Here is a 13398-nt window from a genome sequence, read left to right on the forward strand (position 1 = left end):
GTCTTTACCAGTTGTAATTCATCCAAATCAAAACCGGGCACTACATGGATTCTTTTCAGATCAAAGAAACTCCCACCGTATACGACGTCGCTATTGTTGGCTCCGGGGCTGGCGGCGGTATGGCTGCCTACATGCTGGCAAAAGCCGGCGCCAAGGTGGTGTTGCTTGAAGCGGGCGGTTATTTCGACCCTGCCGACCCGAAGTATATTACGCAATTGAAATGGCCGTATGAATCACCCCGGCGCGGCGCAGGCACCACACGCGCTTTCGGCGACTTCGACGCGGCCTGGGGTGGCTGGGACATTGAGGGAGAACCCTATTCGGCTAAAGCGGGCACCGAATTTCACTGGTTCCGGTCCCGGATGCTGGGCGGACGCACCAACCACTGGGGTCGTATTTCGCTTCGCTTTGGTCCCGACGATTTCCGGCGTAAATCACTCACCGGCGTGGGCGACGACTGGCCAATTACGTACGACGATCTGGCCCCTTACTACGACCGGGTCGACAAATTGATTGGTGTCTTTGGGTCGAAAGAAGGCATGCGCAATGAGCCCGACGGGCACTTCCTGCCTGCACCAAAGCCGCGTCTGCACGAACTGCTGATCCAGAAAGCGGGCAAAGGCATTGGCATTCCCGTGATTCCATCACGCCTGTCTATTCTGACAAAAGCCATTAATAATGAACGTGGTCAGTGTTTTTACTGCAACCAGTGTAACCGGGGTTGCCAGGCCTACGCCGATTTTTCGTCGTCGTCGGTGCTGTGTATTCCAGCGGTGAAAACGGGCAACGTTACGCTGATCAACGGGGCGATGTGCCGCGAAGTGCTTACCGATCCGCAAACGGGTCTGGCCACGGGCGTCAGCTTTGTGCATACAGGTACGTTGCAGGAACATACGGTACGCGCCAAGGCGGTGATGCTGGGAGCAAGTGCCTGCGAGTCGGCCCGGATTCTGCTCAACTCGAAGTCGGCACGCCACCCGGACGGACTGGCCAATGCCAGTGGTGTGGTGGGCAAATACCTGAACGATTCGACGGGGGCGTCGCGGTCGGCGTTTGTACCGGCGCTGATGGACCGGGTACGTTACAACGAAGATGGCGTTGGCGGTATGCACGTATACACGCCCTGGTGGCTCGACAACAAGAAACTGGATTTCCCGCGTGGGTACCATATCGAGTACGGCGGTGGCATGGGTATGCCTTCGTTCGGTTTTGGCATGGGGCTGGAAAACATGAATGGCAAGTATCCATACGCCAATGGCCAGTCGCTACCCGCCGGTGGCTACGGCTCGCGCCTGAAAGAGGACGCCCGCCGGTTCTACGGGGCCTACGTGAACATGGCTGGCCGGGGCGAACCCGTGCCACTCGAAAGCAACTACTGCGAAATTGACCCCACGAAGGTGGATAAATACGGGATTCCGACCCTGCGCTTCAACTACAAATGGTCTGACTATGAAGTGAAGCAGGCGAAGCACATGCAGGATACGTTCGAGGAGATCTTCAGTGCGATGGGTGCCATTCCAACCGGTCCTAAACCCGGCCCGAACACCAATCATGGCTACGGACTGGAAGCGCCCGGCAAGATCATTCACGAAGTAGGCACCGTTCGGATGGGTAACGATCCCAAACGGTCGGCACTGAATGGTTTCCAGCAAGCTCACGATGTGAAGAACCTGTTTGTTGTCGATGCGGCGCCGTTTGTCACGCAGGGCGATAAGAACGTAACCTGGACTATCCTCGCCAGTTCAATGCGCACGTCTGAGTACCTGATCGATCAGGTGAAGCGGAAGAATATTTGACTTGGTTTGTGGTTCGTCGTCTGTGGTTTGTAGTTGGCTGACGCAAGCGTATTGCTGACGCGTTAGCCAACTACAAACCACAGACAACGAACCATAAATTCTAACCTATCACCTAATGGCTACAGTACAACGGTTTGACGATTTGAACGTCTGGAAGGCGGCTCGCAAGTTAGCATTACTGGTATTCAATCAGACTCAGCAACTCCCGTTTAGAAATGATCTGGGTCACAAGAGGCAAATTAACGACGCGAGCGGGTCTATTATGGATAACATTGCGGAGGGATTTGGGCGAGGTAATCGTAAAGAGTTTATTCAATTTTTAGGCTTCGCTATGGGGTCAACGGATGAAGTTAAGTCACAACTCTACAGAGCCTATGACCGGTCTTACCTTTCACAAGAACAGTTTGACAGCTTATACCAGAAAGCGGATCAAATAACACGAATGACTGCTTCATTTATCAATTACCTTAAAACGTCGGAACACCGGGGTTTCAAATACAATACCCAATCGCCGATGGTCGAAGAACCACTAACTACGGACTACAAACCACAAACTTTTACTGTAGACAAACTATGAAGCGCAGAGATTCACTAAAAGCCTTGTCGCTGAGTAGCCTTGGCCTGGCTATTGGACCCGTGGAAGCGGCGGTACCGGCACCGCCCGACAAGAAGGTGCCCCTGAAAATTCCGGGCGGACGCCAGCCATTCGAGGCGGAGCGGGATGCCAAACTCAATGCCGAGCGTTTTTTCACCCCCGCTGAGCTTCGCACAGTTACGATACTAGTCGACATTATTCTGCCCGCCGATGCCAAATCGGGCAGCGCGTCGCAGGCAGGCGTACCGGCGTTTATCGAGTTTCTGATGAAAGATCAGCCTGCCAACCAGACGCCTATGCGGGGTGGTCTGGCCTGGCTGGATAACCAGTGCCGGAAACGCTTTAGCAAGCCCTTCGCGGAGGCAACCAAAGCGCAACAAATCGAGATGGTAGATTTGATTGCGTACCCGCAACAAGCCAAACCGGAACTATCGCAGGGGGTGGCGTTCTTTTCGCTGATGCGCAATTACACACTCACTGGTTTCTACACCAGCAAGATGGGCATTGAAGATTTGGGCTACAAAGGCAACACCCCCAACAACTGGGACGGCCCACCCGAAGCGGTGCTGAAGCAGTATGGGTTTATATGATTGTAGGGGCAACCCATCGTGGTTGCCCGCTTTCGGGCGCGATAGCGACCGCTAAGAAGCTAGTTGGTAAATCTCTGTAGGCGGGCGCTGTTACACCCGAAAGCGGGTAACCACGATGGGTTGCCCCTACAGGTTTTACCCCTAACTTTGCCCTGTATGGAACAAAGCACCTTCTTTCAGCGATTACGGCCCCATTTACTGTTCATTTTCGGGCTGTTCGTCATTACCTCTCTCTACTTCCTGCCCGCCTGGCAGGGGAAAGAATTACCGCTTCAGGACGTTCGGCAGGGCAACGCCGCCACGATGGAGTTGCGGCAGTACAAAAAAGAAACCGGGCAGTTCCCCAACTGGACCAATGCCTTGTTTAGCGGCATGCCCGGCTACCTCATCGCCCACGATTACCCAAATACATACGTTGGCCGGGCAGCGGCGGCCGTGCTCAGGCTATTTCCCCGACCGATTGACGTGGTTTTCATGCAGATGCTTGGCATGTACATTCTGCTGGTCGTGTTGCTGAGCCGAAACAACCTAAGCGGCGAGGAGGACGTCCCGGCACTCTCAGGTACGTCGCGGGGGTGGCTAGCGGCTATCGGAGCTGTAGCGTATGGGCTGGCGTCGTGGAACCTGATTACGATTGAAGCCGGTCATATTTCTAAAATTCTGGCGCTGGGGTACGGCCCCGGCATGATCGCCGGGCTGGTACTTTGCCTCCGGGGTCGCTACTGGCCGGGGGCGGCAGTAACGGCGCTGTTTTCGTGCCTGAATATCAGCGCCAACCACGTACAGATCACGTATTACCTGTTTTTATGCATCGGCCTTTACGCGCTGATCGAAGGTATCCGGCTGGTTAGACTTGGCCAGGTACGTCAGTTGCTGATCGGATTGGCGATCTTCGGCGTCACAACGGGCGTTGGTCTGGCTTCGTTCAGCAAGCGGCTGCTGGTGTTGAACCAATACTCGAAAGAAACGACGCGCGGCAAGTCGGAATTGACGGCAAAAACGACTGCCGTTACTGCGCCTGGACAAGCGGCAACAGCCGAAACGTCGGGCCGCGCCAAGCCTGCCGATGGGCTCGATGAAGACTACGCGTTCCAATATAGCTACGGCGTAAGCGAAGCGCTGACCCTACTTATTCCAAACCTGTATGGTGGCCTGGCCGGAGCGGGTTCACTCGATGCCAAATCGGCAACTTACAAAGTATTGGTCGACAAAGGTTTATCGGCCGATGAACTGATCAGTCAGATACCGACCTATTGGGGCACCACAAACGGACCTGCCTACGCAGGGGCTATGCTGGTATTTCTATTTGTGCTGGGCATGCTCATCAGCCGGTCGTCTCTGCGTTGGTTCATGCTGGGCGGTCTGCTGCTGACGTTGTTGCTGGCGATGGGCAAGAACATGCTGTGGTTCAACGGGTTCCTGTTCAATTACCTGCCTTATTTCAACAAGTTCCGGGCGGTGACCATGACCCTCACCATGACGCCCATCTTCCTGGGGGGCGGAGCAGCCCTGGCCCTGCAAACTTTGCTCACAACAAAACCGACCTTCAAAGCCATTCAGCGACCTTTTCTGATCGCTTTTGGCCTCACAGGTGGCCTCGCGCTGGTATTGGCACTACTAGGCGGTAGCCTGTTCGATTTTCAGGGAGCCAACGATGCCGCCATGTTTGGCCCCGAAGGTGGCGATATTCTACGCGCCTTGCAGGACGACCGGGCCGGTTTGCTGCGGGCCGATGCCTTCCGGGCATTCTTCTACATTACGCTGGCGGGCGGACTGATCTGGCTTTTCCTGACCGACAAGCTAAAAGCCGGGCTATTGCTGCCGTTACTGTTCCTACTGAATACCGTTGATGTGTATAGCCTGGGACGTCGGTTTATCAATAACCAAAGCTTCATCTCCCATTCAACCGTCGATTCGGCGTTTGAGGAAACGCCTGCCGACGCGCAGATTCTCCAGGACAAGTCGCTCAGCTACCGGGTGTTTGAAAATACAGGCGGTTTCGGTTTCATGAACGACAATCGGGCGTCGTATTTCCACAAATCAATTGGCGGCTATAGCGCGGCGAAACTACAGCGCTATCAGGAAATGATCAGCTACGCCTTCCCCGAAAACACCGACAACATCCTGAACATGTTGAACGTGAAATACGTGATTGCCGCGCCCGTTGATAGTACCGGACGACCGACGGGCAACCCGGCCCCGCAGATAAACCCCAATGCGCTGGGTAATGCCTGGTTCGTTCAGACGGTGCAGCAGGTAGCCGACGCCGACGCAGAAATGGCCGCTCTGAAAACCCTGCTTCCTCAGCAAACGGCCGTTGTCGACAAGCGTTTCGCCGACCAGTTATCGGGGCTTCCAGGTACGTTGACACCAGCGGGGTCGATTCAATTAACGGCCTATTCACCCGATAAGCTGACCTACCAGAGCGACAGCCCAACGGAACAGGTAGCGGTATTTTCGGAGATTTATTACCGTGGCCAGGAAGACTGGAAAGCCTTTGTTGATGGCAAGGAAACGCCCCATTTCCGCGCCGATTATATCCTGCGTGGCATGCGGGTACCGGCGGGCAAACACACCATCGAATTCCGCTTCGACCCGCCCGTGGTTGCGCTGGGCAACCGCCTCGACCTGTTCGCCAACCTCCTCCTGATTGCCCTGGTGGTAGCCGGTTTGTGGTTTTCATTGCGGGGACAACAGCCGATCAGCAGCAAGAAAATAACGGTAAACGTATAAGCCGTTTTTAGTAGCCATACGATTAGGTAACGTACCTGACAACCGCCGACCGATGCCATTGCCTCCCAGCGATGGCATCGGTCGTTTACGATCAGTGGGTTGCGTACCGCGGACTTCAGTCCGCATTTTATCGCCTGAAAATGCGGACTGAAGTCCGCGGTGCGCAACCCACTTCCGTTACCGTATAGCTGATAAATGATGAGGTATCAATGGGTTATGGTTATTTTTCAACTCACCAATAAAGCCAAACCAACAGGACCTAAACCGGCACCGTATGTCGACCAATTACAACGCCATTGCCAGGGAATACCAGGCTTCCAAAATGCTGCCCTGGCGAAAACACATTGAGTCATACACATTCTTTCAGGTAGTCGGTGACCTCTCGAACCTGCACGTGCTGGACCTGGCCTGCGGCGAAGGGTTTTACACCCGACAAATTAAGCTGAGGGGAGCGGCCGAAGTGGTTGGCGTCGACATCTCCGACGGGATGATTCAACTGGCGAAGGAAGCAGAAGCGCAAAATCCGCTTGGGCTGGTCTATCACTGTCAGGATGCGCTGTTGCTGAACCTAGACCAAAAATTCGATCTGATCTGCGCCACGTACCTGCTCAACTACGCCCAGACTGCCGACGAACTCTTTCGGATGGGACAGGTCATCGCCAATCATTTAAAGCCGGGCGGCCGTTTCGTCACCATCAACAGCAACCCCGATTATCAGGCGGCCGTTGAGGCCATGTTTCCGTATGGCTTCACGCGGGAGAACGCCGATTATTCGGAAGGGGCCGAAATTACCTGGCGTTTCTACCAGTCGGATATGTCGCACATTGCCGTCACGAATTACCACCTGGCCAAATCCACCCACGAAACCGCCCTGAGCCAGGCTGGCCTCTCGGCCATTCAATGGCATGCCGTGGAAGCATCTCCCGAAGGTGTTGCCGCCCACGACGAAGGCTACTGGAACGCCATCGTAAGCAGCCAGCCAATCATTGGCTTGTCGGCAAGCAAAGCGTAATCGCATGCTGACAAAGCGACGCTTTTAACCGCATATGTACTACAATAACAAAACGTTTCGGGCCGTCAGCAATAGCGGTAACGGAGAAACATCGGCCGAGACGATCTTTCACTATAAACAGGTTGGCAATGTACTCATGGCCGAGTACAGCGGCGGCCGTATTGTGGCGGGACACCTGCTGGGACTTGTCGATGAAGCCGGGCAACTGGACTTTCGCTACCACCAGATCAACACCGACGGACAACTGATGACCGGCCAATGCCAGTCGGTGCCGGAGCAACTGCCCAACGGAAAAATACGGCTACATGAAACCTGGCAGTGGACGTCGGGCGACCAGTCGTCGGGTACGTCGGTGGTCGACGAGGTTTGATTTGGTAGGCAATTGCAAAAAACCCTACCGGGCTATAAACGGGAACGTACCTGTAAGTAACCTGGTAACCAGCCAGTAAATATTGGTTAAGGTTACCCGCAACCAGCATCAGGTTGCCATACATTACCTTACTTTTGGTTCTATTCATCCTGCTGATTTATCGCTGCCGACACGTTTCGACCGCCCGTTTCAGGAGTTTGCTCTGCGAAGTACATCAACTCTCTCTTCTGTCCATGAACCTGAAACTACGCGATGACCTCATCGAATTCTACGGACGCATCATCCCCAAAAATCCGGGAGAAAACCCTCAACAGTGGTTCAGGCGGATATCCAGCGACCCGGCCCTTCTCGAGAAAGTGAAGCAAAAGATCAGAGCGGCTCCGTTCAACGAGCAGATCCGGCTGGCAGCTATGCGTCGGGCACTGGCTGTAGCCGGGGGGCAACGCTCCATAACAGGTGTTTCGGGCCCAAACAATGCCGCTACGGCCGCCAGTGCCTACACCAACGATTTTCTGCGCAATGATCAGGCACGGGCCAAATTTGCCCGTGAAATGATCGACTTTCTGGACGTGGGTTTTACTTATAGTTCGCCCGAAAACGGTAGTATTTTCTGGACGGGTGTTGATCCGGCAAAGTTGGTCAAGCAGGTGACCCGCTGGAACAGCGAGTTTTCGGATGAGCTTTTCGGGCAGTTGGAAGCCAACACGGATGCCCGTTTCATCGACGGCGCTTTTGACTGGAAAACGGATGGCACATCGTTACAGACCACTCAGTTGTATTTCGGCAAAGTATCTGAGCGCTACGGTTCAGAAGCAAAAGGGCATGTTACCTCCGTGCAAATGTGGGGGCTTAGAAACGACTCCATCTTCACCACAAAGGAGTTGCCAACGCTGTTACGGCACATGAGCGAGCAGATTGCCAAAGGAAAAACGCCGAATGTACAGGATATTACCATCGTTGTACTCGACCCGGTTGGCCTGGCAGAAGACTGCAAATGCTTTACCAACCTTGACATTGGCCGGATCAATATTGTTAAAAATAGCTCAGCCAACGCCTGGATATCTGGCCGACAGGACTGCGGTGTAACGGGCCAGCTAAATTCCATTATCCCCGTTCGGGTGAAGAGCTACTGGATGGAGCGCGGTCCTCAGCCACTTAGCCGGGCCGCCCTGAAGATTAGAGGCGATTACCCGCTTATCAAGCGATAGAAGCAGGGTGTTGGCTATTGGATACCGGACTGGTTACTAATCCAGCGTCCAATAGCCAGCATCCACCATCAAAATACAAGCAGGCTTCCCTCCTTTCCCACGTTCAGTGTTGCCTCCAGACATACCGGTATCGCCAGATTGCGCCCTTCGTGGCCAATAGGAACGCCAAAAGCAACCGGGTACGTATAGCCGGCAACAGCCTCGGCAATGACATCATATGGTGTTGTACCCGATGGCGTAGTCGTATTGTCGCGCATGTCGGAGAACGTACCCACAAGCAGGCCCGCCAGCCCGGCAATTTTGCCAGACCGCCGAAGTTGAATCATCATCCGGTCAAGGGCAAAAATGGTCTCGTCGATATCTTCGATACATAGCAATTTGCCCGTCCAGTCTACTTCAGAGGACGTACCCAGCGTATGCATAAGCATCGACAGATTACCGCCCGCTAACGTACCTGTGGCCGATCCCAGACGGTTCAGCGGGTGGGCCGGGGCCGCATAGGGCGCAACAGGTTCGCCAAACAGCCACTGGCGCAATGTTTCAACATCATCGGCGATGCCATCCAGGCGGAACTGCCGGGGCATGATGGCGTGAAGGCTGGCAACACCCAGCCGTTGCAGATGGCTCAGCAGCACCGTAATATCGCTGAAGCCGACAATCCATTTTGGCTGCGTCAGCAGAGGTGTGAAATCAAGTTTGTCGACCAGGCGATAAGAGCCGTAGCCACCTCGCGCCGCGAAGATTGCCCGCACCGACGGGTCATCGATGGCCTGCTGAAAATCGGCCAGGCGTTGTTCATCTGTACCGGCAAATGCACCCGCCTGCGCCCGTAAGTGATTGCCTTCGAGCACAGTTAACTGCCAATCGTGCCGTAGCACATCGAACGCACGTTGGAGGTCTTCGTACGGAAACTGGCTGGCCGGTGCCACAATAACCACGGTATCGCCCGGCTGTAGAAAGGGAGGAGTCTTCACAATGATCAATTAACAATTATCAGTTAACAGTTATCAATGAGCAGTTAACACTAATTAATAGGCCCGGTAACGTACCTGGATGCCGATCATTGTTAGTTGATCATTGATAACTGATCACTGTTAATTGAGTTCAGCGGGGTCGGTTTCGTCGAGTTGATCGAGGTCTATCAGTGAGGCTCTGCTTCCTTTATCGGTCCCGGTATACATCGGTCTGAATTTAGCTCCCCAGCGTACCTCATCGAACCGATATGAGTACCGGCTATGTACCGCCTGGTTGAAGGTGTCTTCAATGCCCCGCAACAAAATCAGGAATTCGGCATCCGACTCGGCCAGTTGTTCGGCCGTGCACCCATAGAGTGGGCTCTCATCCGTAATAGGGTGAACCAGTGTCCAGTTGGCCGGGAAGAAATTAACCTTACTGCGTTCGAGCTTAAGTGGATAGTAGCGGCGATACAGCATACCGTCTGCCTTTTTTTCAAGCCGCGACAGCGACACTTCAACCTGTACGTCGATCAGTTGATTGGTGCGCTGATTGATGATACGAAACATCCAGCCATTGATATCGAGATAAGGCGCAAAAATAGATGTTGCCGAGTACCGGATACTGGCTACGGGGCGCGAGAAACGGCCATACATCAAACCGGTAGCCATGGCAAAGAGCAGTAAACCAAACATGGATTCAATGGCAGCCAGACCGCTTGTCCAATACCCCATTGGGCTGATGTGGCCATAGCCCACGGTGGTCAGCGTCTGCGAACTGAAAAAGAAGGCACCCATAAACCGGCCAAGGGTCGTGTCGGGTGTTACGTTACTCAGCCCAACCAGGTGGTCGTAGCCAAGCAGCCCGTAGAAGGTCGCAAACAGCGTGTTGGAGGATATATAAAAAGTAAATACTAGGCTCAGAAACTTTGGCCAGGGCATGGTAATCAGCGTGTGGTAGAGGTTTACCTGATTCCAGAAACCCTGATGCGCCCGCACGACGTTGAAACTGCCATCTTTGTTGACCAGCCGCGACGACGAATCATTAATTTTTGTGCCGAAACCGAGGTCTTCCCGTTTTTCTTCCTGCTCAACGAGTGTGCTGCTGCCCCGGCGCCGGTCGGCCAGCCGTTGTTGAAACGATTTGTGGGGCAACGAGTCCGAACCAATACTCAGTTTACCGTCGAGCGTAGTCTTCTTATTCATAACCTGGGGGGGGATGCGACAGTAGTACAAATCTGCCCGCCGTTTGATTCACGACATTATTCCAATGGCGTACAACGTTTACGTAATAAACGGCATCCAGGTGATACATCTTTATGCCTTGAAACGTGATATTTAACCTCTATTACCCTCCTTTCATATAAAAGCAACATATCAAATGGCTTCGCTGCCGTTCTTTGCCTACCTCATCACCTACGTACCTGATCCATCCCTATGCTTCTGTTTCTACGAATCGTCTTCCTTTCTACCAGCATTCTGATCCTCAGCCTTTCTGCGTCACTGGCACAGGGCATCCGGGGCATTGTAAAAGCCAATACGGGAGAGGCCATGTCCTTCGCCACCATTGCCGCCAAAGGAACCACCCTGGGCACCATCGCCAACGAAGAAGGCCGCTACGAACTGGCACTTAAACCCGGTCAGTACGAGATCGTTTTTCAGTTTCTGGGGTTCAAAGCTGAGTCAAAATCCGTGACGATTACTGATGGGTATCAGGAAATTAACGTAACGATGACCCAACAGTCGATCACGTTGCAGGACGTAAAGATCGGCAAAAACACAGAAGACCCGGCGGTGAGTATCATGCGGCGAGCCATTGCCAAAGCCCGTTTTCACCAGTTGCAGGTGCAGCAGTTCACCGCCCGGGTTTACACCAAATCGTCGATTGTTGTGCACAAACTGCCGATGACATTCCTGTATCAGAAACAGTTGAAAGAAGCCGAGAAGGAAGCCAATTTTAAGGTAGGTCGGCCCGTATTGAATGAAACCATAGCTGAGGTCGATTTCCGATTGCCCAATACCGTCAAGCAACGCATTATCGCTAACCGCAACTCACAGGGTGACTTTATTCAGGTTTCCAGCTACTACAACGCAACGCTCTACACGCCCAAACTGCTGGGCGCCGTATCACCGCTGGCCCCCAATGCATTTGGGTATTACAAGTTCGAATATGAGGGCACATTTCACGAACAGGGCGTCGACGTGTCGAAGATCAAGGTGATTCCCAAGCAATTTGGCGATGGCGTAATGCGTGGCACACTTTATATTATTGAAGACACGTGGGCTGTCTACAGCGCCCAGCTAGAGACGCGCAATGAGCTGGGGTTCAGCATATTGACAAAGGTGGTCTGTAGCCCGGTAAAAAATGTCTGGATGCCGGTCAACCAGCAGTTCGAGATCAACGGGTCGTTCATGGGAGCCACCTTCACCGCCCAGTTTGTACGGAACCAGACCTTCCGCGACTTCACCCTAAATCCCGGCTTTGTGGAAGATGTGAAGGTGGTGGATGAGCGCTTCAACCCACCGGCGCGCACACTAAGCAAGACCGACGTGAAGAACCAGCCCTTTGCGGATGCGGTCGCAAAACAAAAAGAATTTTCGACCAAAAACATGAAGCAACTCGTCAAAGAATACGAGAAGCAGGAATACAAGGCACGAAAAGCGCGGAAAGAAGACGTGGCCGTAGTCCGAAACGACTCAACGGTGATCGATACGCTGGCCAAAAAGCGCAGCAATGCCTTCTGGGATTCGTTGCGCACCGTGCCGCTTACCAAAGCTGAGGTGGTCAGCTACCAGAAGGGCGACAGCATTGTGGCCATTCGTAAAGGCGTAACCCTGACCGATAGCACAAAGCGCGTACAGGCTGCGAAAAAGAAATCCCGGACCTCCTTCAACGTCCTGACTGGCACACAAACCTGGAACCCATCACGAGCTACGTCGATCACGTGGACCAGCCCGCTGGCGGCGGCCAATTTCAACACCGTGGAAGGCATCACACTCGACGCCTCGCTCCGCTATCGTCACCGCATCGACAGTGTGAAGCAGACGTTCTGGTCCTGGTCGGGGCTGGGGCGCTATCAGACTGGGCGGGGAAAATTTATTGGCTTTGGCACAGTAGGTTACCAGCATAAACGAACGTACCTGGAACTGTCCGGCGGGCGTTTTGTGGCGCAGTTGAACCCCGATAACCCCATCAGCCCCAGCCTGAATGGCCTGACAACGGTGCTTTTCGAGCGCAACTTCATGAAGCTGTTTCAGAAAGATTATCTGAAACTAAACGTATCGTCATTCCCGATCGAAGGGCGGTTGCAGTTTGGCGGCAGCCTCGAATATGCCGAACGCACCGAACTGGCCAACTACAAAGAAGGGATCAAGCCGCTGATCAACTGGAACCAGTTTAGTTACACGCCCAACCGCCCCGCCAATAGTGAAGTTGAAAGCGCGGCTTTTCCCGTGCATCAGGCCCTGACCCTCAACCTGAACGCCTCACTGCGCCTGGGCGAACTTCGGTATCGTATTCGCAACGGCAAACGCATCCAGTTACGCAATAGCGAAGCGCCGCTTCTGACGCTCAACTACCGCAAAGGTATTTCGGGCGTGGGCGGCTCTGATGTCGACTATGATTTTGGTCAGGTTACCTGGCGACATTCCGTTGAAACAGGCATCCGCAGCCGACTGGCTTATCAACTGTCGGCGGGTGGGTTCATGAACAGTTCGTCCGTCTTTTTCCCCGACGTCAAGCATTTCCAGGGTAACGAATTCTTTTTCCAGTTGGGCGACCCGGTGAGTTCATTCAGAATGTTGCCCTACTATCAATACAGTACGCCCAGTCGCTTTGCGGAAGCCCACGTACTTGGCGAATTTCGGCAGTTGCTGATCACCCAACTAACGCTGGTGCGGCTGGCGGGTCTGAAAGAAAACCTCTTCGTGCATTACCTGGGCACCCCCGCCAGCAGGAACTATACCGAAGTAGGTTACGGCCTTGATGGCCTGATTCCCGGTTTTCCCTTCTTCCGTGTCGAAGTGGTGGGACAGATTCAGGGCGGCAAGTACATGGGCACGGGTTTCCTCGTAGGTACGTCGCTGAAGTTTGGCAGAGACTGAGAACACAAAAAAGGCTGGTAGCATTTTGCTACCAGCC

10 protein-coding genes are annotated in these 13398 nt (G+C 53.8%); 8 read left to right on the forward strand and 2 right to left on the reverse strand.

Features of this window, described 5'->3' with window-relative positions; translation table 11 throughout:
- Positions 1–44: 44 nt before the first annotated feature.
- The 7 genes from ACFE8Q_RS07775 to ACFE8Q_RS07805 all read left to right on the forward strand — a co-directional run bounded on the left by ACFE8Q_RS07775 (position 45) and on the right by ACFE8Q_RS07805 (position 8304).
- Entirely contained in the window at positions 45–1796 is a 1752-nt protein-coding gene (locus tag ACFE8Q_RS07775) for a GMC family oxidoreductase (protein ID WP_375444803.1), read from the forward strand.
- 115 nt (positions 1797–1911) lie between these two features.
- The gene (locus ACFE8Q_RS07780) at positions 1912–2373 is read left to right on the forward strand and encodes a four helix bundle protein (protein ID WP_375444804.1); all 462 of its coding nucleotides are present in this window, start codon (positions 1912–1914) and stop codon (positions 2371–2373) included.
- Positions 2370–2981, forward strand: coding sequence for a gluconate 2-dehydrogenase subunit 3 family protein (locus ACFE8Q_RS07785; RefSeq protein ID WP_375444805.1), 612 nt, complete (start codon positions 2370–2372; stop codon positions 2979–2981). Before ACFE8Q_RS07780 ends, ACFE8Q_RS07785 begins: the two co-directional genes overlap by 4 nt.
- 156 nt (positions 2982–3137) lie before the next feature.
- Positions 3138–5714 (forward strand): hypothetical protein, encoded by a 2577-nt coding sequence (locus ACFE8Q_RS07790; protein WP_375444806.1) that lies wholly within the window; start codon positions 3138–3140, stop codon positions 5712–5714.
- Positions 5715–5952: 238 nt separating this feature from the next.
- Positions 5953–6726, forward strand: a complete 774-nt coding sequence (locus ACFE8Q_RS07795; RefSeq protein ID WP_375445151.1) for a class I SAM-dependent methyltransferase — start codon at positions 5953–5955, stop codon at positions 6724–6726.
- A 34-nt stretch (positions 6727–6760) separates the two neighbouring features.
- A complete protein-coding gene (locus ACFE8Q_RS07800; RefSeq protein ID WP_375444807.1) occupies positions 6761–7096 on the forward strand; it encodes a n-acetylglutamate synthase in 336 nt (111 codons plus the stop codon).
- Between the two features lie 233 nt (positions 7097–7329).
- The gene (locus tag ACFE8Q_RS07805) at positions 7330–8304 is read left to right on the forward strand and encodes a hypothetical protein (RefSeq protein ID WP_375444808.1); all 975 of its coding nucleotides are present in this window, start codon (positions 7330–7332) and stop codon (positions 8302–8304) included.
- A 68-nt stretch (positions 8305–8372) separates the two neighbouring features.
- Here ACFE8Q_RS07805 and ACFE8Q_RS07810 read toward each other — a convergent pair whose 3' ends face one another.
- On the reverse strand, positions 8373–9278 hold the full coding sequence (locus ACFE8Q_RS07810) for an LD-carboxypeptidase (RefSeq protein ID WP_375444809.1): 906 nt from the start codon (positions 9276–9278) through the stop codon (positions 8373–8375).
- A 120-nt stretch (positions 9279–9398) separates the two neighbouring features.
- Entirely contained in the window at positions 9399–10463 is a 1065-nt protein-coding gene (locus tag ACFE8Q_RS07815) for an ion channel (RefSeq protein ID WP_375444810.1), read from the reverse strand.
- A gap of 231 nt (positions 10464–10694) precedes the next feature.
- Between ACFE8Q_RS07815 and ACFE8Q_RS07820 the strand changes: the two genes are divergently transcribed.
- The gene (locus tag ACFE8Q_RS07820) at positions 10695–13361 is read left to right on the forward strand and encodes a DUF5686 and carboxypeptidase regulatory-like domain-containing protein (protein WP_375444811.1); all 2667 of its coding nucleotides are present in this window, start codon (positions 10695–10697) and stop codon (positions 13359–13361) included.
- The last annotated feature ends 37 nt before the right edge of the window (positions 13362–13398 follow it).

The sequence above is a fragment of the uncultured Fibrella sp. genome, assembly GCF_964250085.1.
In the GTDB taxonomy this organism is placed as follows: domain Bacteria; phylum Bacteroidota; class Bacteroidia; order Cytophagales; family Spirosomataceae; genus Fibrella.